The 23545-nt window shown below is 43.6% G+C and carries 28 protein-coding genes and 1 pseudogene; 22 read left to right on the top strand and 7 right to left on the bottom strand.

Annotated elements, in window-relative coordinates:
- Positions 1–202 precede the first annotated feature (202 nt).
- Positions 203–589, top strand: a complete 387-nt coding sequence (locus CS022_RS01850) for a hypothetical protein (protein ID WP_129120841.1) — start codon at positions 203–205, stop codon at positions 587–589.
- Between the two features lie 184 nt (positions 590–773).
- Positions 774–1247 carry an META domain-containing protein gene (locus tag CS022_RS01845; RefSeq protein ID WP_129120840.1) on the top strand — a complete coding sequence of 158 codons (474 nt, stop codon included), beginning with the start codon at positions 774–776 and terminating at the stop codon, positions 1245–1247.
- Positions 1248–1295: 48 nt separating this feature from the next.
- Here CS022_RS01845 and CS022_RS01840 read toward each other — a convergent pair whose 3' ends face one another.
- On the bottom strand, positions 1296–2792 hold the full coding sequence (locus CS022_RS01840) for a sensor domain-containing diguanylate cyclase (RefSeq protein ID WP_129120839.1): 1497 nt from the start codon (positions 2790–2792) through the stop codon (positions 1296–1298).
- A gap of 353 nt (positions 2793–3145) precedes the next feature.
- Here CS022_RS01840 and metR point away from each other — a divergent pair, with 353 nt between their 5' ends.
- A complete protein-coding gene (gene metR / locus CS022_RS01835; protein ID WP_129120838.1) occupies positions 3146–4057 on the top strand; it encodes an HTH-type transcriptional regulator MetR in 912 nt (303 codons plus the stop codon).
- Between the two features lie 120 nt (positions 4058–4177).
- On the opposite strand, the gene CS022_RS01830 is transcribed toward metR, so the two are convergent.
- Positions 4178–4372: a DUF4250 domain-containing protein gene (locus CS022_RS01830; protein ID WP_129120837.1), complete on the bottom strand. Its 195-nt coding sequence runs from the start codon at positions 4370–4372 to the stop codon at positions 4178–4180.
- Positions 4373–4687: 315 nt separating this feature from the next.
- Here CS022_RS01830 and CS022_RS01825 point away from each other — a divergent pair, with 315 nt between their 5' ends.
- The 9 genes from CS022_RS01825 to CS022_RS01780 all read left to right on the top strand — a co-directional run bounded on the left by CS022_RS01825 (position 4688) and on the right by CS022_RS01780 (position 11406).
- Positions 4688–4900, top strand: a complete 213-nt coding sequence (locus CS022_RS01825; protein ID WP_129120836.1) for a hypothetical protein — start codon at positions 4688–4690, stop codon at positions 4898–4900.
- 221 nt (positions 4901–5121) lie between these two features.
- Complete coding sequence (locus tag CS022_RS01820; protein WP_129120835.1) at positions 5122–5559, top strand: GNAT family N-acetyltransferase; 438 nt, start codon at positions 5122–5124, stop codon at positions 5557–5559.
- Positions 5560–5943: 384 nt separating this feature from the next.
- Positions 5944–6447, top strand: coding sequence for a peptide deformylase (def, locus tag CS022_RS01815; protein WP_129120834.1), 504 nt, complete (start codon positions 5944–5946; stop codon positions 6445–6447).
- 108 nt (positions 6448–6555) lie between these two features.
- Positions 6556–7404 (top strand): GNAT family N-acetyltransferase, encoded by an 849-nt coding sequence (locus tag CS022_RS01810; RefSeq protein ID WP_129120833.1) that lies wholly within the window; start codon positions 6556–6558, stop codon positions 7402–7404.
- Between the two features lie 377 nt (positions 7405–7781).
- Positions 7782–8168, top strand: coding sequence for a YkgJ family cysteine cluster protein (locus tag CS022_RS01805; protein WP_161569525.1), 387 nt, complete (start codon positions 7782–7784; stop codon positions 8166–8168).
- Positions 8161–8406 carry a hypothetical protein gene (locus CS022_RS01800; protein ID WP_129120831.1) on the top strand — a complete coding sequence of 82 codons (246 nt, stop codon included), beginning with the start codon at positions 8161–8163 and terminating at the stop codon, positions 8404–8406. The genes CS022_RS01805 and CS022_RS01800 overlap by 8 nt, the downstream gene beginning before the upstream one ends.
- A 333-nt stretch (positions 8407–8739) precedes the next feature.
- A complete protein-coding gene (locus tag CS022_RS01795; protein ID WP_129120830.1) occupies positions 8740–9162 on the top strand; it encodes a hypothetical protein in 423 nt (140 codons plus the stop codon).
- A gap of 458 nt (positions 9163–9620) precedes the next feature.
- Positions 9621–10427, top strand: a complete 807-nt coding sequence (locus CS022_RS01790) for a GIY-YIG nuclease family protein (protein WP_129120829.1) — start codon at positions 9621–9623, stop codon at positions 10425–10427.
- A gap of 490 nt (positions 10428–10917) precedes the next feature.
- Positions 10918–11406: an ion transporter gene (locus CS022_RS01780; protein ID WP_201746181.1), complete on the top strand. Its 489-nt coding sequence runs from the start codon at positions 10918–10920 to the stop codon at positions 11404–11406.
- A 275-nt stretch (positions 11407–11681) separates the two neighbouring features.
- Here CS022_RS01780 and CS022_RS01775 read toward each other — a convergent pair whose 3' ends face one another.
- The gene (locus CS022_RS01775) at positions 11682–12356 is read right to left on the bottom strand and encodes a hypothetical protein (protein WP_235869185.1); all 675 of its coding nucleotides are present in this window, start codon (positions 12354–12356) and stop codon (positions 11682–11684) included.
- A gap of 210 nt (positions 12357–12566) precedes the next feature.
- Here CS022_RS01775 and CS022_RS01770 point away from each other — a divergent pair, with 210 nt between their 5' ends.
- From CS022_RS01770 to CS022_RS01755, 4 genes are all read left to right on the top strand, one after another.
- Complete coding sequence (locus tag CS022_RS01770) at positions 12567–13775, top strand: GGDEF domain-containing protein (protein ID WP_129120828.1); 1209 nt, start codon at positions 12567–12569, stop codon at positions 13773–13775.
- Positions 13776–14006: 231 nt separating this feature from the next.
- Entirely contained in the window at positions 14007–14351 is a 345-nt protein-coding gene (locus tag CS022_RS01765; RefSeq protein ID WP_129120827.1) for a hypothetical protein, read from the top strand.
- A gap of 28 nt (positions 14352–14379) precedes the next feature.
- Positions 14380–15165, top strand: a complete 786-nt coding sequence (locus CS022_RS01760) for a DUF2145 domain-containing protein (protein WP_129120826.1) — start codon at positions 14380–14382, stop codon at positions 15163–15165.
- 17 nt (positions 15166–15182) lie between these two features.
- Positions 15183–15776 carry a DUF6942 family protein gene (locus CS022_RS01755; RefSeq protein WP_235869184.1) on the top strand — a complete coding sequence of 198 codons (594 nt, stop codon included), beginning with the start codon at positions 15183–15185 and terminating at the stop codon, positions 15774–15776.
- A 29-nt stretch (positions 15777–15805) separates the two neighbouring features.
- Here CS022_RS01755 and CS022_RS01750 read toward each other — a convergent pair whose 3' ends face one another.
- The 3 genes from CS022_RS01750 to CS022_RS01740 all read right to left on the bottom strand — a co-directional run bounded on the left by CS022_RS01750 (position 15806) and on the right by CS022_RS01740 (position 17620).
- The gene (locus tag CS022_RS01750; RefSeq protein WP_129120825.1) at positions 15806–16249 is read right to left on the bottom strand and encodes an NUDIX hydrolase; all 444 of its coding nucleotides are present in this window, start codon (positions 16247–16249) and stop codon (positions 15806–15808) included.
- Positions 16236–16721 carry a GNAT family N-acetyltransferase gene (locus CS022_RS01745; protein WP_129120824.1) on the bottom strand — a complete coding sequence of 162 codons (486 nt, stop codon included), beginning with the start codon at positions 16719–16721 and terminating at the stop codon, positions 16236–16238. Before CS022_RS01745 ends, CS022_RS01750 begins: the two co-directional genes overlap by 14 nt.
- Before the next feature lie 419 nt (positions 16722–17140).
- Entirely contained in the window at positions 17141–17620 is a 480-nt protein-coding gene (locus CS022_RS01740) for a hypothetical protein (protein ID WP_129120823.1), read from the bottom strand.
- A gap of 751 nt (positions 17621–18371) precedes the next feature.
- Between CS022_RS01740 and CS022_RS01735 the strand changes: the two genes are divergently transcribed.
- The 6 genes and pseudogenes from CS022_RS01735 (at position 18372) to CS022_RS01710 (ending at position 22787) form a co-directional block, all read left to right on the top strand.
- Positions 18372–19256, top strand: a complete 885-nt coding sequence (locus CS022_RS01735) for an AraC family transcriptional regulator (protein WP_129120822.1) — start codon at positions 18372–18374, stop codon at positions 19254–19256.
- A 243-nt stretch (positions 19257–19499) separates the two neighbouring features.
- Positions 19500–20054, top strand: coding sequence for a polysaccharide deacetylase family protein (locus CS022_RS01730; protein ID WP_201746180.1), 555 nt, complete (start codon positions 19500–19502; stop codon positions 20052–20054).
- Positions 20055–20380: 326 nt separating this feature from the next.
- A pseudogene (gene purT / locus CS022_RS01725) lies at positions 20381–21557 on the top strand (formate-dependent phosphoribosylglycinamide formyltransferase).
- A 108-nt stretch (positions 21558–21665) separates the two neighbouring features.
- Positions 21666–22112: a GNAT family N-acetyltransferase gene (locus CS022_RS27905; RefSeq protein ID WP_129120861.1), complete on the top strand. Its 447-nt coding sequence runs from the start codon at positions 21666–21668 to the stop codon at positions 22110–22112.
- A gap of 172 nt (positions 22113–22284) precedes the next feature.
- Positions 22285–22491: a hypothetical protein gene (locus CS022_RS01715; RefSeq protein WP_129120821.1), complete on the top strand. Its 207-nt coding sequence runs from the start codon at positions 22285–22287 to the stop codon at positions 22489–22491.
- 98 nt (positions 22492–22589) lie between these two features.
- Positions 22590–22787: a CPXCG motif-containing cysteine-rich protein gene (locus CS022_RS01710; RefSeq protein ID WP_129120820.1), complete on the top strand. Its 198-nt coding sequence runs from the start codon at positions 22590–22592 to the stop codon at positions 22785–22787.
- A gap of 49 nt (positions 22788–22836) precedes the next feature.
- Here CS022_RS01710 and CS022_RS01705 read toward each other — a convergent pair whose 3' ends face one another.
- Positions 22837–23373 carry an outer membrane beta-barrel protein gene (locus CS022_RS01705; protein ID WP_129120819.1) on the bottom strand — a complete coding sequence of 179 codons (537 nt, stop codon included), beginning with the start codon at positions 23371–23373 and terminating at the stop codon, positions 22837–22839.
- Positions 23374–23545 lie beyond the last annotated feature (172 nt).

Below are 23545 nucleotides of genomic sequence, written 5' to 3'. Positions count from 1 at the left end.
TTTTAACAAGCCAGAAATTCCATGTGATATAAGCCACAATAATCATTCACTTACTTAATTACAAAAATTAAGCATCAATCTTTAACACAAGGTAAATTTGACCAGAGTCATATATTTAACAATCATTGTCAGATATTCTCTCTGTATTAAAAAAAATACAGCTAGATTTATTACAAAGCAGTTTATTTCGCCGGGGTCGATAATGATGGAACAATTACTCGAATCATTTGATAAACAGGAAGCAATGGAATGGGGTAAGCTCATTCAGGATGTGGGCGAAAATAAAGGCGCAATTCAACTGCTCATCCAATCTGATAATAAGAAATTGTTATTGGCTGACCGCTGCAATGCACAAAGCATACGATTTGAGGATTTGCCGCAATCACTTCACAAAGCGAAATCTAAACTCACCCGTCTGCAAAACGTCGTGGTTTGTGATAAGCCAAATTACAACAGCCTGTGGCGCTTACTTACTCTGCACGACAGTGCGGTCATCGTAATACTCATTGATGAGCGATGGACGCCCGACTGGTGCTGGCAATTCAAGCATCACATTTTCCTGACCCATCAGTGCCTTGACTTCAGCTAGACGGATAGCCGCTTTATACCTGAATTTAAGACGCGACACCCTCCTCCAAAGTGGTAGACTCTTCAGGCTTTTGTAAATGCTATCTATTTGCAAAGACACCTTTGATTGAACAATAGTCAAAGCCTGATGTTTCTTCAGAGCTGACTGATTGCATTTGATGTATTCATTCCCCTTGGAGTAAGTAATGAACAAATCTGTATTTGCCTCTGTTATGGCACTGTTTCTATCCGCCTGCACAAATACACAATCAGTAAACGTTTCAGAGAATGCTGCACAGGAAAGCCAACAAGCCACTATGGATGTGACAAAAACCAACCTTCAACATCACCACTGGATCCTCACAAAAGTAAATGGAGAGCCAGTAAAAGTCGTTGAAGGGTTTCTTCCCCCTACCCTTGAAATTGGTGAGGAATTTACAGCCAACGGACATAGCGGTTGTAACCGATACTTCGGACAGGCTGAGCTTGAAGGAGACCAATTTCGAGTTCAAGGTATGGGCTCAACGATGATGGCATGCCCTGAGCCGTCAATGGAGCTTGAACAACTGGTGACAGACGTATTGTCAGGCTGGAGCAAAGTGACGCTGACAGAAAATGCCATTATGCTGAATGGCAACGCCAACAACCTAGAATTTAAGCTGCAGGATTGGGTTTATTAATACAAAGATAAATACCAGGTAGCACCACGATAGCCTCCATTCAGGAGGCTAATTCTTTTCCGGCTCATCAATCCAATGAACCGTGTCTCTTCCCGCCGCAATGGCTTTATTCAATGCAATTTCGGCATACGCTGAAAGCTTCGACGAAGAAAGGGCTCTGGGGTCAACCACAGTGACACCACCAATACTGATCGTGAGCCCGAGGTTCCCCCGATCATTATCGAAAAAGAACCCTAATGACTTCACCACTTTAGAAATACGCGAAGCCACAGGTTCACCGTCATTTGTATTCGGCAGCAGTATGGCAAATTGCTGGCCGCCGTAGCGCGCAAACAGATCACCAGGTCGACACAAAGACTCTTTCATCTCCTGTGAGATAAGACGAATCGCCTTATCACCGGCAACGCGGCCGCAGGTCTCGTTATATTCAGAAAGGTTATCAACCTCGATAACCATCATACTGATCGGTATACCATCGCGCTGCGAGCGCCCTACTTCACTGTCCAGACACTCATCAAAATAGCGACGGTTATAATGACCAGTCAGGCTGTCACTGCGGGAGATTTGCTCAAGCTTAAGATTCGCTTCGCGCAGCGCCCTTGTCTTCTCGTCGACCCTTTTTTGAATGTTCATTGCTCTGAACTGAAGAATATAAAGGATGTATGAGAGCAGGCTAAAAATCACCATGCCAACAACAAAAATTATCTGCGGATACAGGCTGCGTCTTTCACTGACATAATCTCGCGTAGGAAGGCCCCGCAATGACCACTCCAACCCAGCAAATTTGATCGACGATGATGTGTAAGTCATCTCTCTGATGCCTTCGTCGAAGAGCGCAACGAGATTTTGGTGGATGACCTCAGTGTCTCCGCCAATTTGGTGGCCGATAAGTTCGAGGTTAATCGCCTCCCCCACAGTATTACTGATCGCCTGCTTAAACATGTCACCCATATCAAAGGTCACACTCAGCACGCCCTTCAATGAAGACATGCGTTCTGCATCGGTTTCCGGTCTACCTCGGTATACAGGCATGGTTATCAACAAGCCAGTGCTATCTCTGTACTCTTCTTGCAACGGGACCGAGGCCAACGCGATCGGCACGCCTTTTTCGCCACTGGTTTGGAGCGACATTAAAAGCTCCTTATTTTCAGAGATACCTTCGATAAGAAATGCAGCTTTTGCCGTTTGGGGGAGTGAAAACTGAGGGTTAAATGACGGCAGCAGCCTGTCATCCTCGATACCGAACTCAACCCAGTCAATTAACACAATATCAGGGTGCCTCGACGAAATATCACGCGCCACCAATTTGAAATCGTCAACCTCAACAGTAGACTTACCCTCAAAATGGTTACGCATCATATGGAGAAGCTCTATGCCACTGTTGACCTCTCTTCCAAGAGAAAGAGCAGCATTTTCGACGTCTTTTTCAACTTCGTGTCTGATAGATAAACTTTCAGAATGATGTAATGACATGGCAGCCAAAAAAGAGAAAAACAGCCCAATGAGGACTGTCACCATCGTTGTCATCATTACACGTTTTGCCATTCAATCCCGATCCCTAAATCAATGTTTACTAAGTGTCGAACATATTTTTGGATCCTGCCACCAAACTCACAGTAGCCATGAAATGCAATGAAGGAATATTGCGTGCGTCAATATACCTTTTTTTCCATTCGTTATTTCGTCAAAGGCTAAATCACAGTGAAATATCCCGCTGTGTTTGCCCGATTTCTTATCTGTGAGCCTCACTCACCGCCGTCAATATGAGTACGCGGGAATATGTTACGCATCATCTCTGACTAATTTTAGCCATCTAGATGTTTACATGCCTTCATCGATATTTTATGGTTCATAAATATCGCTCAACATACTCATGGGAAACGTGAAATAATTTCATAATGATAGAGTTAAAGCATTTGAAGACACTCTCTGTACTGAGAGATACAGGTTCGTTGACATCAACGGCAACCCAACTGTGCCTGACACAATCGGCACTGTCGCATCAATTGAAAGATGTAGAAAAGAGACTTGGCAGTAAGCTTTTTTTGCGTAAAACACGTCCGGTGAAGTTCACAGCAGAAGGGGAAATTCTGTTGCGTCTCGCAGACGATGTGTTGCCCCGCTTTGCACAAACAGACGCGGAGTTAGCCAATCTCAAAGAAGACACTCAGGGACGATTGCACATGGCCATTGAGTGTCACTCTTGTTTTCAATGGCTAATGCCTGCGCTTAAGGATTATCAGGTTACCTGGCCAAATGTGTCCCTGGACTTTTCGTCTGGCCTCGGCTTTGAGCCTCTGCCAGCGTTGGCTGCCGGTGAATTGGATTTAGTGATTACTTCAGATGTGTCAGCACGAAGCGACATTCATTATGAAGCACTGTTTGATTTCGAAGTCAGACTAGTGACGTCTTTAACACATGATTTAGCGGCGGAAGACAAAATCTCTCCTCAAGATTTTAAAGACCAAACATTATTAACCTACCCCGTTCAAAAGCAGCGCCTCGACGTGGTGAAACACTTTCTGCAGCCAGCAGGCATTGAACCTGAAAAATACAAAAAAGCAGATAACACACTGATGCTGATCCAAATGGTTTCAGCAGGGCTAGGCGTTGCTGCTCTGCCAAACTGGGCAGTCAGTGAATTCTCACGCCAAGGTCTTATCGTCGATAAACCACTAGAGGATGGCTTATGGCGTCGTCTATATGCGGCAGTGAGAGCGGGAGATAAAAGTCGCCCTTACCTTCAGGCATTTTTTGCGACAGCACGTCAACAGTGTCAGCTTCATTTGGAAGGAATAAAAAAGGTCTAAAACAGATCAATGAACCAATAAGAGGGCAGCGAATCGAACTGCCCTTATGGTTAGCACCAGTGATAGCCGCTTGAGATCCGCGCTTGTGATGGCAGCTTGATGAGATATCAGATTTGACGGCTACTTTTGCCTCAACTGATTGACCACAGGGTCGTAATAACACCCCATCTCATCGAGCTTTTCTTGGAGCTTTGTTTCGTCCAATTCCATCCTGGTCATCAGCTTTTCGAGGCTGTCGCATTCCAAGCGAAGCTTTTCATTAATGATCCCGTACAAGATGGCACCATCAAGATTCATGGCATTGTGTATTTCCACTACATCCTCCCCACCAGCAATAAAGTATTCATCACAGTGAAAATCTTCTGCATTCAAAGCTGGATATGACTTACTAAAAAGTTTAGCAAAACCACCGATTGACTGAGTAAAGAAATTGAGAAAACACACAGGCCCTTGAAGATGTGTGTGACCACGATTTTCACCGGGAAGGTGCAAGTCTATTGACTGTAAGCCACAAAATTAAAGGCGTGCAGAGGGTCGCAAAATATACGCTTAAATGAAAACGGGCAAATCGCAGAGATTATATTGGGCACATTGATGTGAATTAGACTGTTGTAAATAAAAGGGAATTTAATGAGTTTCAACATTGTTTTACTAAGTCAGTTGGTTTTTATCTCGATGTTGTTTGTCGGAGGCTTGAGCTACTACTTGGGTAAAAGAAAAACGTCTACACCAAAAGTGGCTGCTTTGATTGGCGTCGCCTTGTGTTTCGTTCCACCACTTAACTTCATCTATTTGATCATTTTGTTGCTAAAGAAAGACCTACAAGTTGAGGCGGCAGCCTGACGCATATATAACAAGCCAGTATCAGGACAACTATCTACTGCTTTTCAGTTTTTCCATGTTGAGAGCGTTAGTTTGCACAATAGTTCGATATTCAAAATTACGATACCTGAAATCAAAGTCGCTATAAGTGGTGTGTCTGGTAGCTGAAAAACGTCGGTGGTTAAACTCCTTTAGATGTACTCACCTTGGCATCAGAGTGAGAAGATAATTGGAAATAAATAATGAACATTAGAAAAATTGAAGAGAAAGATTTGGACTGTCTGGCCGATTTATACGTGTCCGTCTTTAATGCAGAACCATGGAATGATAACTGGACGAAAGCGTGGGCTTACGAACGCTTAGAAATAATATTTAAATCATATCGATTTTATGGGTATGCCGCTGAAAATGAAAATGGACTCATTGGTGCGGTATTGTCCAGAGTTGGAAGCTTTAAAGGCGAACTTGAGCTTGAGATAGTTGAGCTGTTTGTGAGTAGTAAAGAGCAACGTAAAGGCGTGGGAGTAACGCTAATGGACGAGCTAAAATCACACGCGAAGAGAGACAACATAACGTGTTTCTATCTTCTGACAGACAAAACAACATTCGCAAAAGATTTCTACCTTAAATATGGTTACCACGGACATGAAGAAAATCTACTCATGACCCATGAGTTTTAATGCCAACTAAAACCGAGGCCAAGGTCCCTGCGGGCGCCATCTGCTTTGAGCCTTCTGCACCCAATCCTTCCGCACTCTCTCAACCTATAAAAGAGAAGAGAAATCACTTCGCTGAATCCGGTAAATTTCCGCCCAAAAGGTCATGGTTTTTCGAGCGAGCGCACTGGGGCAGGATCCTCGCCCCATGCCCATTTTGGTATGCTAAGCGCAATACGATAAATACTCCCCTATTAGGTGTTTTATTCAAGAAACCGATTTTCGCTGATTGTCTGCAAGCCCGAAAACCAGAGCCTTACCAATAGTTGAAATTATCGTCCTTGAATTATCTTGAACACCTTGGGGTTTATAACACCGTTATAAGCTTCCAGGAATGAGAAGGAAAATATGGCAGTTTTAGACATTCTGACTGCACCAGACCCAAGGCTTAAAGTTAAAGCGGAAAAGGTGCAAGATATTTCGTCGATACAAACATTAATTGACGATATGTTGGAAACCTTATATTCGACTGACAATGGTGTCGGTTTGGCGTCGACTCAAGTTGGCCGTAAAGAGGCCGTTGTCATTGTCGACGTCTCAGAAAGTCGAGATGAACCGTTAATTTTGGTTAACCCTGAAGTAATTAGTGGCTCAGATAAAACATTGGGTGAAGAGGGATGTTTATCCGTTCCGGATTACTATGCAGAGGTAGAGCGTTTTACTTCAGTGGTAGTCTCTGCATTAGATCGCGAAGGTAAGCCAATAACTATCGAAAGTGATGATTTTCTCGCCATCGTCATGCAACACGAAATAGATCATTTGTCGGGTAACTTGTTTATCGACTACCTCTCACCACTAAAGCGTCAAATGGCGATGAAAAAGGTCAAAAAGTACGTAAAAGCACATTCTTAACCCCGCTCATAACAAAGCATTTAAAACCGATTACCAATACTTGAATTTTTCGGTTTCCTTTGGATGTAGTGATCACGAAAAATAGAAAAGGCATATCAGGAAAATACAATGTTACATAGATTAAGAGCCAGAGAGTTACGACTGCAGCCTGAATTAACTGAGAAATTAGAGGCCTTGTTTGCCCCAACTGAAATGCATGCAACTAAGGCTTGCTTGCAAGGACACAATGGCACAGTGTGGACGAATGACCTAAATAACCCTACAGCAGCGCAAATTCAGGTTGGAGCCACACATTATTTTGTCGGTGACTGTCAATATGCCGTTGAACTGCTGAGTAACTTTAACGAATACATGTGTGCGACTGTTTTTGACGATCAATGGAAAGCGATTCTTGAAGAACGCTTCAAAAACCGTTTTAGCATAGATACCCGAACTGTGTTTGAGCATGATCCAGCCCATTTTGACATCGCTAAATTATCCAAGTTAGCCAACGATCTGCCAGTTGGATACAGCATTAAGCCAATCGATCTCAGCTTTCTCGAAAACGCTGAACTTCACTCCCTCATTCCCGTCACGGGGCCTCAATATAAAAATGCGCAGGACTTTTTGGCGCGTGGTTTGGGGTATTGTGTTCTCTTTGACGGTAAAGACGACAAGAACGAGGGCGAGGCAGCCAATTGTGAGCCAACTCAAGCGCAGATGGTAGGCGCAGCAGCCTCACACAATAATTACGATGATGGTATAGAAGTCGACATATGTATCGACGGAGCCCATCGGCAGAAAGGGCTGGCAACAGCAGTCTGCGCAACCTTAATCCTTCACTGCCTTGAACAAGGGCTTTTCCCGTATTGGGATGCTGCAAATGAAAGCTCGGTGAAACTCGCGCAGAAACTCGGCTATAAAAAAGCCGGGGTTTACGACTCGTACTTTATCTATCGTTTTTTTGAACAAGATTAATAAATCTCGCCCCTTCGGGGGCTATCTGCCTTACAACTTTTATACCTAAGCCTTTCGCAAACTCTCAACCTATAAAAGAGAATAGAAATCACTTCGCTGTATTCCGTAAATTTCCTCTCAAAAAGTGGTGGCTTTTCGAGCGAACGCACTTAGGCAACATTCTCGCCCCATGCCCAGTTTGGTATGCTGCGCCCAATCTAATTAATCCCCCCAAGTTTGGTGTTTTTTCACGAAGCCGATTTTCGCTGATTGTCTGCAAGCCAGAAAACGAGCGGCTTACCAACAGTTGAAAATATATCCCTTGAATGACATTGGATACTTTGGGGTTGATAACACGGTTAGCCATTAATCAGGCTAACAATAATAAAAGGAAGTTTATGAGTAAGCGCGCTGAAGCTGGCGAATTCTCAGAGTGGATCAGTGATTTTACATTAACAATGAAAGGCCAAAGTGAGGGTAATGTACCTTGTAATGGCTGTGTTGGATGTTGTACCTCTTCAAAATTTATACTGATCCGCCCGAGTGATACAGGCGCACTTGAGGTTATTCCTGAGCAGCTTCTTTTTTCCGCACCGTCACTGCCGCCAAACCACTACCTGATGGGCTACGACAAAAAAGGCCATTGCCCAATGTTTAAAAATGGCGCATGTACCATTTATCAATATCGGCCAGAAACCTGTCGGCAGTATGATTGTCGAGTGTTAAAGGCATCTGACGCTGATACAAGGGACGAAGGGCCGAGTATTTCTAAAAAAAGTGGCTGAGTGGGAATTCAGTTACGAGAAACCCGAGAGTAAAAAACTACAAAAAGCGGTCAATGACGCTGCGAAATTCTTAACCGATAACAGAGAACTCTTTCCTGATGGTTACGTGCCTATTTCAAGCTCTTCCTTGGCGGCTGTTGCAATACGGGTGCATCCAGAGTTTATCAATACTCAAGGTAGCAATGGCGTAAATACCCCCTCGAAAATGGTGAAAGACATTGTCGCTAAGTATCCATAAGACGAATAAAGACCAATAATGTCATCAAGTACAGCCCCTGCGGGGGCAATCTGCTTTTAGCCTTTTGTACCCAAACCTTTCGCACTCTCGCAACCGATAAAAGAGAACAGAAATCACTTCGCTGCACCCAGCAAATTTCTGATCTAAACCCGCTTACTTTTAGAGCAAAAGCACTTAAAAAAGATTCTTGCCTTATCTCCTGTTTGATATGCTCTATCCACTACAATTTGATATACCCCAGTTTGTATTTTGCATGTCTTTGAGACACCTCCGTATTGGTTGATTATACCTATAGAGAGTGTCTACTTTGGGTGGGTAACTTAGGAAGTGTTTATGAGTCATTTTATAGGTTGGTTAATTTCTGTGGCGGCTATCTTTTTGTCGGTCACATTATCGGCTGATTGGCGAATATTTCTAGATACCCAAACGTTCATTGTTATTCTGGGTTTTGTTTATGGTATTCCTCTTGCAGTATTTGGTTGGGATAAAACACTAAAATCAATAGTTGGCTTTAAGTATATGTTTACTCATCCATCGACCAAGAAACCAGAACTTGGTTTAGTTTATAAAGCAAAAATTAAATTTTCATTCTGGGCAGTTGGTATTTCTTTCTTAATTAGCTTAGTTGCTATTGCTAACAATATAGAAGATCTATCTGTTTTAGGCTATGCATTAGCACTGGCTCTTTTGAGTGTTGTATATCCAATGATATTAAGTGGTATTTTATATTACCCTTTGTATAAAAAGCTGGCGTAGTTTACACGTAACGATCTAACCAACGGAACGACCAACGCGCGATGATGGTTTCACCACGTCCTGCAATTTTTTCGTGCATCATCAGTACCTATCACTGAGAGTCATACACCCCGCACCTACGGGCGCTAACTTGATTTAGCCTTTTTCACTCAAACCCTTTACATGCTCGCAACCAATAAAAGAGAATAGAAATCACTTCGCTACACTTAGTAAATAATGTCTCAAATTCAGTACGATTTAGAGTATAAACTCTTATTTAGTGTTCTCTCCACATGTCCAGTTTGATATGCTCCGCTCAATGTAATTAATCACCCCTAAAGTTTTATTTTTCGCCAAATCGATTTACGCCGATTATTGGCAAGCCCGAAAATTAGTGGCCTGCCAGCAGTTGCAAGTTTAGTCCTTGCATCACATAGGAAAATCTGGGGTTTTATGGTTTTTCAAGTTCAGAGGTATTTATGGATTTGGGTTTAATTTTTTCAGAGTTAAATAATAACTCTGAATACCGCTTCCACCTGGCAAAACAAGAGCCAGGCGGAACTCGTCCTATTGATGTATTGGCTCGAAGTCATAAAGAGTGGGCTGGTTGGCAAGTGTACAGAGGGACGAAAAAGGAACGTTTTGTTAAAGACAAAATAGTAAGCTTCGCCCAAGTTTCTGGATCAGAGTTTTTGTTTGGTGGTATTTTTGACATTACCAGCCGTGATTCAGATAGCTATGAGGTAAAGTTAAACAGTCAATTTTCTGAACTTATTGGTCGCCTAATAATTGATTATAAAGGAGATAATACGAGGGGTACTGTCTTCAAGCCAGATTATATTTTCTCGCACTCAAAAGTATCATCAATTTTACAATATTCATATCAAGGTGAGTGCTTTGAATCTTATGATGACGTGAACCATAGCTTTGAAGTGATGAGCATAGTTATAAAAAATGAATTAAATGACTGGAAAGTGGCGTTAAGTAGTGTTTTTGGTATTTACTTATTAACCGATACTAAAACAGGAAAGCACTATATTGGTTCAGCTTACGGAGCTAATGGCATTTGGGGACGTTGGTCTGACTATATTTATGGCTACCACGGAAATAATAAAGAGCTGAAAGAACTTTATGCTATAAATACCCGCGACTACTTTGAAAAACACTTTAAGTTTACAATTCTTGAAGTCCTGTCTTCATCACTGAATCCTGAACAAGTCATTAAGCGTGAGAGTTTATGGAAATCAAAACTACAGACTGTAAATTTTGGGTATAACGCCTCCTAAACCTTACAACAATCTGCTCAAGAGTGACTCGCAAGGCGTGGCACTTTCAATATGTGTTGCGCTTTGTGTTTAAGGTGGTATGCGGCGGCTTGAGTATTGCGTTGCTCACACTTTAACAAGGCGTTATACAACAAAAGGAAATCCTGAGTTGTTCTCAAAATTATATCCCAGTTTGGTGTTTTTTCATGAAACCGATTTTCATCGATTATCGGTGAGCTAGAAAAAATTATTTTCCTCCGCCACTCGGAGAATTCCTTTTTCGGATCAGGTAAATATGAAAGAATTTTTAAGAAAAATAGTTGATGACCAGTCGACAAAGTTAGGTAGGTTTTTTCTCTGTTTACTCAGATATTAATAGTAGTTTCACTGATAAGCTTTTCTTTAGAGACATTGCCAGACTTAAGTTCAAAACAAAGTAATTATTTAAGTATTATTGAAGTAATAACTGTCATTGTTTTCACTATCGAGTATATTCTTAGAGTCTATTGCAGTGATAAAAAAATTAAAGTTTATTTTTTCATTTTTTGGAGTTGTCGACTTACTAGCAATTTTACCTTTCTATCTCTCAACTGGGCTAGATCTTAGATCTGTGAGAGCATTTAGATTTCTTCGATTGGTAAGGGTGCTAAAATTAGCTCGTTATAATGCTGCGATTCGGAGATTCAATAAAGCTTTTAGCATTGCCAAAGAAGAATTAATTTTATTTTTATCAGCTTCCCTAATAATTCTATACCTTGCCAGTGTTGGTATTTATTATTTTGAAAGCCCAGCACAGCCAGATACATTTGGTTCTATTTTTCATAGCCTTTGGTGGGCAGTAGCAACGTTAACAACAGTTGGGTATGGCGATATTTATCCTATTACTATAGGAGGAAAAGTGTTTACATTTTTCGTACTAATAGTTGGGCTTGGTATTGTTTCTATACCTGCCGGATTAGTAGCGTCAGCCTTATCGAAAGCAAGAGAGATGGAAGAGTAACTCTTTATAAAATTAAACGTCTTCACACAGATATAATTACTAAAGGTAAACCCCACTATACGGGGTTTATCAGAATTTCTTTATTTCTAATCTTCCACTATAAATTATCTCACCGAGAGAGAACTTAGTTAGACTATCACCGCCTTTAGGCTTAGCTACCTGCATATTGATATAACTATAATTTGATATGACTCTCGGCTTGTTCTAAACGTTCACTATTGAAATTAACATCAACAAAGTGGGTACTCGCGTACCCACGATATCCCTTTATCAGTTTACCGAATCAGCGAATTAAGCAGGTAAGAAGATAAGGTCACTGCGCTCAACGCGGGCACAAGCATCATGAGTTGGGGCTTGTCTTGCTTGAAAAGGTGAACAAGCCAAAATGCCACACCCAACAGCAGCAGGCCGAGGGTCATCAAAAACGGCGTAATAGACTCAACATCTAACTGAAGCTGGTACGCCACACCAGCAACGGCCAGCGACATCAGCATTACTGATACTACGCCAACGATGGGGAGGATCTGGTTGAATGCCTGCAAGCGAGAGCGGGCTTTCACCAATAAACAGTGGGAACTGGCGGCACCCAAAATCACAGCTTGAAGCAACAGAATGAGGTTACTGAGTAAATCACCTTCAAGCACAAACATGCCCAATGTCAGCACGCCAAATCCATTCGCCAAATGAAGCAAAGGGACTGGGCCTACCTGCCGGGTTTTGCCTGTTTTTGCCCTGAATGAAAAAATCCCCAGAGAGAGAAAAGGTAGTACCGCCCAAAATGAAACGGGGATAACCAGCCCCACCCTGCGACCAAATACCAGAACACGCCGTGAATGCGGCCTCTTTGGCCCGGACAGATATCCCCTTTCAGCAACACCAGTGTCAGCACCAATTGCGCGCCAATCACACCAGCAGCCAATGCCAGACAAAAACTCAATAACATGTAACACACTCTCACGTTGAAATATGGGCGAATTATACGTGCTGCTCGTCATCACGCAAAATGCGTAATTGACCTGCAACATATGTATTACATCACACTAATGAAAGACGCCTTGTTGAAACGCTTAATTTTTATATATTGCTCATTATTCATGCAGTAGCATAATGTTCGTTAAATAATAAATATTAAATAAAACAATAGTTAGCAGGCATGTCACATGGCCATATCTCTTCGCAAAGAACCTAGGCTGCTTCGTTGGAAGCTGTCGCTGTACGAACTCTGGTCCCGTAGAAATCATGCGCAGTCTTTCAATACGACCAGACATGCGTACCTCAAAGGCAGGCTTCAAGCTCTGTGCGTTATTTGGGCGGCCGCTAACCTTGTCTGGATCGCGATTGATTTCGCGCAACTGTCAGCGCTGGATGAAATTTCTAACAGCCAGACCCTTCAGCTTTCTGCATTGCGATTGCTCTTTGCCACGTCGGCCCTTTATATCGCTTCAACTGTGCACAGCAGCACCAGCCTGCTTCGTATCAAATTTGCGCTCACGCTGCTGGTTATTGCTGCCAACCTGTTCTATTTCAGTGCCAGCCTGGTGTTAGATTTCCCTTTTGACCATACGCATTATTCGTTTAGCTACGCTATGTTGCCGCTGATACATATTGTTGTGCTGGCAATATTTCCTCTCACTGCTTCTGAGTGCTTGCTGCTGATTGGTATTACCTTTATGACGCAATACTCGGTGACGGTTCTTGGTGGTCATGAGGTCGATAATGTCAGAAAGATGTTGTTCTCATTTGAGGGGATCACCGCGGTTATGGTGGCTTGGTCACAGCTGTCGCAGCTGCATATGATCATGAAGCTTTATCGACATGCCACGCTCGACCCATTAACGGGTGTTTACAATCGCCGCATGTTAATGACTCAGGCGCAGCAACGATTTGATAAACGCAAAAACAAAAAGTCGCCGTTCACCGTTATTCTCTTTGATTTGGATAAGTTCAAACGTGTGAATGACCGTTATGGCCATTTCGCTGGCGATCGGGTGCTAGAGGCGTTTGCAAAAGCAGTGCAATCGCGGATCAGAGAAGAGGACATCTTTGGTCGTTTTGGTGGCGAGGAGTTTATTCTGTTTCTTTCGGATTGCAGCCAAGAAAACGCCAACAAAATTGCCACGCGTATTTTGAATGCAGTAAGAACCATGGTTGTGGATATTGGTGAAGACAAAGAACCGATTCAGGTGACTGTCTCTATTGGCCTTCACACCACAAACAAGGCTGATGATTTGTATTCAGCATTAGAAAAAGCCGATGCGTCTTTGTATCAGGCCAAAGCAAAAGGGCGAGACCAAATTCAACGCTTCGAAGAAACCCTTTCCAGCTCCGCAGAAGAGAGCAAACGCCCCTGGCTCGAATACTCATCATAACGTTGGCATGACGTTGACGTGACTCTGGTAAAACAAACCCTGCACCGTGCAGGGTTTGTTTTAGTCGTCCCAATACTTTCATTAGCTTACGGACCATCCAACGATCTAACTCTCATTAATCACAATTGAACATTGTTTTTTAAGCACTCCAACTCTAATCTGAGTCTCAATCGAACATCGTTTTATAATTAATGATTTCGATTAACAAAACATCAAGAGAAGGACATTACGATGAATGCAATTAAAGCAACAATTATAGGAATGACATTATCGCTGGCATTTTCTGGCCAGGCCGTTGCATCAACTAATCACAGCAAGAAGGCAGTTGATAATGCATCCACCGCAGGCTCTGCCAGTGCGGCTTCCACCGTTCACAGCATGGCAGCGTCCGGTCAGGTTGCTCTCGCCGCTTCCGCCGCACCGTTTTTGATTGTTGGCGGGCTTGGCGCGCTGAGTGAAAGTGCAGGTAAGGCCGCTCTCGACTTCGCGGATATCAATTTCGATAAGCCGTTGGATGTGTGTGAAGAAAGCTTCACCGCTTACCCATCACCTGCCGAAGCGCTGTCAGGTCAGTAAACTCGATGGCTAACAAGGAGAAGTGACTATGGCACTGCAAATCAGGTCAATGTTTTCTGCCCTCATACTCTCTCTTGTTAGCCTGACCTCCCAAGCGGGAAGTCAGGCTAACGCTCCGCCCAATCATGCACCGGAGAAAATCATTCAATTTGCTAAGGATGTTGAAAAATCACTGGCACAACGTGGGGCGCGCGTCGCTATTTTAGCCAGAGTCGGCGAGCCAAGGAGTGATTTACCAAAAGGGATTCGTTATACGCATACAGCACTGGCCGTTTACTCACAAATAGAAAGCACCGAGGGAAAGAAAACGCGGGGTTATATGATTTACAACCTCTATCAGACGCCCGGCAAGGATGACCGCAGCGAGTTGGTGCGGGATTTTCCTGTCGATTTTTTTGCCGGTGTTTATGACCTCAAGGCCGGCATCATTATCCCCTCGTCAACGCTTCAGCAGAGGCTGTTGTCCGTGATTAATTCACACACCTACCAAAAGCTTCATAATCCAAGGTATTCGCTGATTGCCAACCCGTTTACGCTTGGGTATCAAAACTGCACTGAGCATACTCTGGATGTGATTACGTCGGCCATTTACCGGACCGATAACATTAAGCAGATTAAAGCCTACCAAAAGGCCCACTTCAAACCACAACGGGTACATATCAGCAGCACCAAACTAGCACTGGGCTCGATGTTTGTTAAGTCGATAACCACATCAGACCATCCCTCACGCCCCGTTACTGCGACGTTTTCAACTATCGGTGATTTTCTGAAAGAGAACAATGCCGTTAAATACGTTTATCATCTCTCTCAGTGATACATGATGATTCGCCCGTGGCACCTGCTTTTGGCAGGCTGCATGGTATCTTGTCGCGCCAATATGTTGAGATTTCGGAAATCCCATTGATGTCGTTCACTGCACTTGGAGATAGCAAGGCAATATTTTCTGTTTATATAGAAAAATCCCCTCCCTTTGAAAAAGCGATAGGCTCCCCGCTCCCTCTAGAGACGCACTATCCTCTCGCAACGGGCGATATCTTTGCGATAAACCAAACTGGCGGCAATGGTTGGCGGAAGGTGTTCAATGTGTATGCAAAGTTGCTTTTTGCACTTCCAACAACCCATCGTTCTTTTCCTGACGCCTTTGATAGTTGGCAGTCATTCAGAGACGCTTCATTGCTGCAAGAAAACAGCGGTACGGCTTTGTATTTTGGAAACGCGGATATCAAAGAAAATGCCCGGTTTGGTGGGCTGCATATTATCGCGGGGCGAACGCATGCAAAGCAGTTGGAGATTGCCGGTGAGTGTGTTTGGCTGAGTGAATCTTTTGCCGTTCACCCTGATTTACCTGTGTTTATTTGCCCGTATTTTGATTACCGACAGCTATCAAACATTAAGATTGAGCAACTGGTGAAGCTGCTCGGCTAGTTGTTATTCAGGCAAGTGACCTTCTGAGCTCATTTTGTGTTGGTTCTTTCCGACAAATAGGCAGTGAGCCTTTCTTTTAAAGCTGGAATCGCCTTTGGGTGCGCAAGGTATTGTTCAATTGTCATTAATTGCCAGTATTGGCCTTCATCACCGAACTGAATTTGTTCAAATTCCTCTTGCTGCAAAGTGAGTGCGAGAAAGTATGCGCCGCCTTTACCTGTGTGGCTCTTTACGTACTTTTTAAAGTGAATACGGCTTTCAGGTACCTTGACGCTAAACTCTTCTTCAAACTCTCTCAGCGCACAAACTTCGGGGCTTTCGTTATTTTCTCTGCCGCCGCCCGGAAAGTCCCAGCAGTCAGGGTATGGAATACCTTCAATATTGTCCCGTTTGTATACGATCAACTCGCTACCATAAAAGGTCGCCAACTTAGCCCCGTTGAAGTTTTTTACTTCACTTTCAGTTACATCCATTTGCCAACGCCTCTAAGTCTTTATCTGAAAAGCGGTAATACTCTTTTTCTGTCACTAACTCCGCACCTATCGACTGATAAAACTGCCCGGCCGTTGGGTTTGTGCTTTCGGCCGTCCAATCCAAACGGGAACAACGATGTTGCACAGCAATGCCCGCAAGGTGGCGCATCATTTCAAGGCCAAGCCCTTTCCCTCTTGCACTTTCTGAGATGAAGAGGTCTTTAATGTACATCTGCCCACCCTGCTTTGGGCCGGGATATAAAATGGCATAGCTTGCGAACCCAAGGAGGGAATTGTCATCGAATATGGCAGAAATCTTGATGCTGGAGTGGTCAGACAAGACCGACTCTTCTATGTATGCCAACATCTCCTCGTCAGTCACATCGCACGCACCAAAATAGTATTTTTCCATCTCGATGAATATCGGCAGCAATAATATCGCGCGATCTTGTTTGATTGATTGAATCTTCACATTCTGTACCACTGCAATTAAAAACGCTTAGGGAGACTGGGTTGTTGCTTAATCAAACACCCAAAACAGGTGAGTATTTTGAATGTAGCCTCACTGAGTGGGTATGGCGTTAAGGAATCTACAAAGCAGAAATGGATAGCTGTTTGTGCGCAAAACGCTCGGCGTTAGTAAACATGCCATTGCACGGCTTGTTACCTGATCTGAAGTAACAATATAGCCTTAGCTGAAGTGTGTTAATGGAAGCGAAAACGAAATGCGAGGCAGCGTGGCGTAAACGCCACGAATTGCCAGCGGAGTATGTTCAAACCACGAAAATTAAGCGACTTTTTGATCCACTTTATTCTCTTTTTCAATTCGCCCTTTTATTGCCAGCAATGCTGCTAATTTCTCCATTGAAAGCTGGTCAACAAGCTGACCAATCATCGGCTTGTATCGGGTAAATTGCTGTAAGGCGAAGAGTAAAGCTGAACAAAGAGTTCATACCTTCTTTCGTCTGTCCAAGGCAAATAACCGTCTTTACATTTGGGGCATGTTTCGGTGTTGTCTCCATGATCAATTTCACCGGAGCCACAACATTCCATGCACATTTGACCTTTCAGGTTTGTCGCCTCATTGATCGCCGTAATGATGATCGCGGATAACGCTTCATCATCTCTGAAACAGGAAAAATCTGGATCAGCGGCCACTTCGGCCTTAACAACGGCGACAAGCCTGTTGAAGGCCTCGGTGTCATGCAGTTGTTCCGTCAGTAACAACAACCAGCCAATAGAAGAATCTTCCCACACAATCTCTAGTTCATTCAGTTGCTCAAAAATAGTCTGCATTGTGTCTTCAATCGGCGAACTGTCTTCTTGGTCACCTTTGAAGCCAAACTTGCGGAGCAACAAATCAATTCTCATGCTCATACGACCTCGCTCATAAGCGCAGCGTTTGAAGAGTCAAAAATACTCTCCGTACCCATAAACAGCAGAAGTGTCTGCTCTTGTCATAAAAAAGTCTGGCAAACACTGGTAGAAACGCCCGAAAAACGAACTAAAGCTTGGTAGCACGTCTCACTTTTTTTGCGTCACAGCAAAAGTGAGACAACAATTGAGACACTAATCTCCGAATTTTCTCCGAATTGATACGCGCTTGGTTTTATATTCATATTCTTTTCCACAGTGGAGAGATATGGGCCAATCTTACCTTTGTGTTTGCTAATAGAACTGGGTGGGTATGCGGATATGCCGTCCTTCATTCCTTAACAACAGTCGATGGCGGTTATTCTGTCTTTACACGCCAAAACAGCAGAACCGTTCACTGAGGTTAATGACATGAAACATTATTCACCAAAGAAGAGACGTGACACTTCAACCGAATGCTTGATGGCTATTTTTACCGCGACTTTTACAAAACGACAATAACCAATCAGGACCGATTAGTGGAACGATCCAGCTTAGTAGACATGGGGGTTAACAGCCTGCTAACTTTTCTGGTCGTTGATAACAACAATATGCATATAAGACCATAAAATGTAGCATATTTTATCATTGCTGAGACTAAAGTGAGACTTTACATCGTTCATTATTGCTAAACGATAGTTCAATTAATTACATAAGAGCTATCTAAAGTAGGCCAATAAAATAAGAGCTAATTAATGAGTGAGGGAAAATGGAATTAGTGACACACGAGATTGATAAAGAACCTGTTTGGGAGTTTATCCAAATAGAGGAAGAGTCAATCTGCTACTACGAGCATGGTTTACCTGACCGAAGAATTCACTGGCACGTGCACGAACACTATGAATTACATCTCATCACCGACACTCAGGGAAAAGTGACCATTGGTAATTATCTTGCTCCCTTTGCCCCTGGACACCTCAGCCTCGTCGGTCCATGGCTGCCCCACAACTGGATCAGTCAGCTAGAACCTGACGAGCACCGTGCAAAGAGAGATATGGTCATCCAGTTTAAGCCTGACCTTTTTCCGATGGCAGCACGCATTTTTCCAGAGCTGGAAAAATTCGCTGAGATGCTTGAGAGAGCAAAAATGGGCCTTGAGTTTCTCAATGTGCCACTCATCGAGTCAGAGAGGCGCTTTGCACAGATACGCGATAGCCAGGGGGTTGAACGCCTGATGCATTTTCTCAGCCTGATTAATTACATTAACAAAGCTGAAAATCGGGTGCTGTCAACGATACCAGCGTCTGAGGTGAGGGATGCAAGCACGTTACAAAACCGGGTCAGTGTGGTCATCGATTATGTGATGACAAAGCATCAACAACCCATCAGACTCAAAGATGTCGCCAGTTTGTTGAATATGACAGACTCTTACTTTTCACGCTTCTTTCACCAATCAACGGGCCATCGCTTTACGGATTTCGTCAATCGGGTGAGAGTGCAGCGTGCTTGTGTGATGCTCGCCGAGACAGCGGAAGCCGTGGCCACGATCAGTCAAACTGTCGGATTTCAAAACCTCGCTAACTTTAGCCGACAGTTCAGGCGGATAAAAGGCGTCAGTCCTCTAGCGTACAGAAAGAAGCATAAAGGGTTTTAAGTGTATTTTTTGTATCAACTGTCTGGGAGATGTCATTGATGAATGACACTATCCCAGCCAGTATTTTACGCTGAATATCTCAGCTGTATCCGGTGTAAAGCGCGCCTTTAAATACGATGCCCTTTTTTGTCATAATTAGACCACTATCTACCACTTTTCAGTCACTTAGTTATCTTTTTTATCCCTCAGTATGTGCTTTTCTGGCTCCGATGTGCCACACGCTTTTAATACAAGGAATGCGTCATGAAAAGGACATTAATACTCTTAACAATCATATTCGTCATCGCTTTTGGGCTTTACTCACTGAGTAATTCGAGAACCTTTCAGCTTTTCGGTGACATTGTTCATCGCGTGGAGACAAACGATAAAGTCGTGGCTTTAACGTTCGATGATGGCCCTTGGAATAAACAACTCCCTGACGACGTCTTAGCGATTCTCGACAAACACAACGTCAAAGGCACGTTTTATCTCAATGGAAGAGGTATCCGGGACAATATGAGAACGACACAGAAGATCGTTGCTAAAGGCCACGAAATTGGTAACCACGGATTCACTCACAAGCGGTTGGTGTTTAAAAGTATTAACACCATAGAACGGGAGATCACTGAAACCTCTCACCTCATCCGTGAAACGGGTTATCGGGGCAAAATGACCTTCCGGCCTCCTTACTTTAAGAAGCTATTTGTCCTTCCTTATTACCTCAATAAACACGATATAGTGACAGTGACTGGCGATGTTGAAGCAGACAATGACCTGTTCGCCACATCGGACGATATCGTCAATTCAGTGCTGACATAAACCCGCCCCGGCTCAATTGTTCTCCTGCATGTACTAAATGGAGCCAGAAACCAATCTCGCGCAGCGCTCCCCGGCATCATCCGTGGGCTCAAAGCCAAAGGCTACACTTTTGTCACTGTTTCTGAGCTGTTATCCCGTCAAACCTAGCTAAATTGATACCTAAGTGATATTTACCAAAACCCGTGTCTCAATAGGTGCAGTTTGCTCACTGAAAGCGATCAAACGACGCATCAACTGGAAAGCCTGACCGCAAACGTTTGCGCCTAAATGGTATTTCGTTAGAATCAGCGAATACTTCTCAACAGGGAACCACTATGGCTGAAACAATGACGTTTGGAACGGCAACCCGGACAAGTGCAATACGGGTACTATTATTAGGTGCAGGCGAACTCGGCAAAGAAGTCGCGATAGAGTGCCAACGGCTGGGCATCGAGGTGATAGCCTGTGACCGTTACGCCGATGCACCTGCCATGCAGGTTGCTCACCGAAGTCATGTGCTTAATATGCTTGATGGCGACGCTTAGCAAAAGTGATTGCTGAAGAAAAACCGGATTTTGTCGTCCCTGAAATAGAGGCTATTGCTACACCAAAGCTCGTTAAATTGGAGCAGCAAGGCTTACATGTCGTTCCCACAGCGACAGCAGCACGCTTGACGATGAACCGTGAAGGTATTCGCCGCTTGGCGGCAGAAGAGCTTGAGCTGCCCACCTCTTCTTACCAATTTGCCGATACCTACGAAAAATTTACCAATCATGTATCGGCCATCGGTTTTCCATGCCTTGTTAAACCGGTCATGAGCTCTTCGGGCAAAGGTCAAAGCCTGCTGAAATCAGAAGAAGACGTTAAATCGGCTTGGGACTATGCGCAAGAAGGTGGCCGCGCCGGAAAAGGCAAAGTGATCATCGAAGGCTTTGTCGACTTCGACTATGAAATTACCCTTCTCACGGTCAGCGCCGTTGATGGCATTCACTTCTGTGATCCGATTGGCCATCGTCAGGAAGATGGCGATTATCGCGAATCTTGGCAGCCACAGATTATGACGGACAAAGCCTGGAAAATGCGCAAGCCATCGCGCAGAAAGTCGTCACCGCGCTTGGCGGTCATGGTCTGTTTGGTGTTGAGTTGTTTGTAAAAGGCGACCATGTGATCTTCAGCGAGGTATCTCCACGTCCACACGACACTGGCATGGTCACGCTGATTTCACAGGATTTATCTGAGTTTGCTTTGCATGTTCGGGCATTTCTCGGTTTGCCTGTTGGAGGCATTCGCCAGTATGGCCCATCAGCATCAGCGGTTATTTTGGGTAACGGCACATCTCAAGATCTGAGGTTTGCTGGTCTCCATACAGCACTGACGAATCCAGATACTCAACTGAGGTTGTTCGGCAAGCCTGATATTGATGGCAGCCGCCGATTAGGCGTGGCACTTACCCGAGGCAGCAATGTGGATGAAGCCGTAAACATTGCTAAATCTGTGGCGGCCAAAGTCACTATTAGTTATTGATCAAACTAGGCCCCTTCCATTAGAACAACCTGATGGGTGGGGCTAATTGTCTTGAGTCAGAAAGTTAAACAATATGAAGCTAACTCCATTCCTACCTGCTGATTATTCATTGCTTGTCGCTGGATCCCAACGCCCGAATCTAACCTCTTATGGGGTGGCCCGCTCTATCGCTGGCCTATCACGGTTGAACAAATCGCCGAACATCAGCAGAAAGAAGAGGTCTCCTCATTTTGGTTAGTCAGCGACGAGCAAAAAATAGGGTTCATTGAACTGTTCAGACTTTCGGAAGGTGAATTCCGACTATGCCGTGTGCTGATCAATGAGGAAGCTGGGCGTGGCAAAGGCTATGGGAAACAATTGGTTCAAATGGCCATAGATTACGCGACTGAAAATCTGAGTGCTCATTCACTCTCTCTTGCCGTTTTTGAGAAAAACACACCTGCGATCCGCTGCTATGAGTCCCTCGGTTTTAGGGTAACAGGCCGAGAAACGAGTGTAAGAAGCTTCAATAATGAGGATTGGCCTTTGCTCAGAATGTCGCTCAGCTCTGGCTAATCAAAAACCGCAAACACAAACTGATCGTTACTGTTCCATTGACGTAAATGCATCTCATCAATTAATATCCAACCAAATTATAAAACAATGTTCAATTAATTTACTGGTTTGAAGAAACGTGTTCAAAAATGTCAGCCATCTAATCATCTTGGGAGTTATTGCGGTGCCATTCATGCTGAAAGACAGAGATAAGCAAAATAATGAGGAGGCACTAAACCAAGAAGCACTGGCTATCGAACGGATGATTACAAGCAAAAAAGTGCTTAGGGTTTTCAGACCACGATCAAATGAGATATGCCTTGAGTTTGATGACGGTACACGCCTTTTTATCGACGGGCAGCTTGGCGAAACACTTGAGTTTTCAGTGACAGGTTCCTGATAGATCCTAAGTGAGGTTTCTAACGTTTCTTATTTCGGCTACGTTAAGATGTACGAGTAAAAGGTCGAGTTAAAAACTAACCTCTGTAAGGAAAAAGCATGGAAGAGTTGAACGAACAAACGATTGGCTGCCCCTATTGCGGTGAATTGATTGATGTTCTGATTGATAGTACCGACGTCGATCAACAATACATCGAAGACTGTCAGGTCTGTTGTCGACCTATTGTCTTCAAAATCTATGAAGACATGGACGGAGGTATCATCGTTAATGTATTTAGTGAAAACGAAGCGTACTAAACAGGTAGGCACCAAACCACAATAATATAACGTCCATGCCCAAAATTATTTAACGCTTATAATTCACACCGAATGAGAAAATGTTCGTATCATTCAGGTTATCATATGCAAACTCTGCAGATAAATTTTCATTTACTCGATAACCGAAACCCGCACCTATCGAGTAATCAGTTTCTGATTTAATCACAGATACATTCTCGTCAAATAGTTTGTAAGATACCTTTGTATATGCTGGCGCTACATAAATATAAACAGCATCGTTAACAGCGTACTGCGCTTTCAATGAAAAACTTTGGAAGCTGTCAATAGCCACTTCAGCAATCTGAGCACCGTTGTTATCCACCGCCCCACTCAAAGCTCCGACACCAAAATGTAATTCCGGTGATACAGTCAACCCGTTTACTCCAGCAGGCATCGAATACCCCACGGAACCGACTAAGGTTGCAAGACTGGTGCTATCTTGGCTATTCGTGTCAGTTTCAAACGTTTTTGACATCCCAGAAACTTTCACTCCGGTATTCCAATCCGCATAAGTAGGTGCGGCTACCAGCACAAGAAGAAAGGGGGCTATTGAACACTTTTTCATAATGTAACCTCTTTATACATTGGGCGTGCATCCTAACAACCTTTCTTAACTCTTATCCCAGATCACTTTAAATATTGTGCAGAAAAGCTCACTTTAAAATAATCCCAAAGAATAGAAATCTTTTACTGGAAATGAATATTTATTAGATATTTTCATTAAATGATTAGCGTAT

The sequence above is a fragment of the Veronia nyctiphanis genome (genome assembly GCF_004116385.1).
In the GTDB taxonomy this organism is placed as follows: Bacteria; Pseudomonadota; Gammaproteobacteria; order Enterobacterales; family Vibrionaceae; genus Veronia; species Veronia nyctiphanis.
The sequence above is the reverse complement of the archived record's forward strand: the minus strand, read 5'-3'. Positions and strand labels throughout refer to the sequence as shown.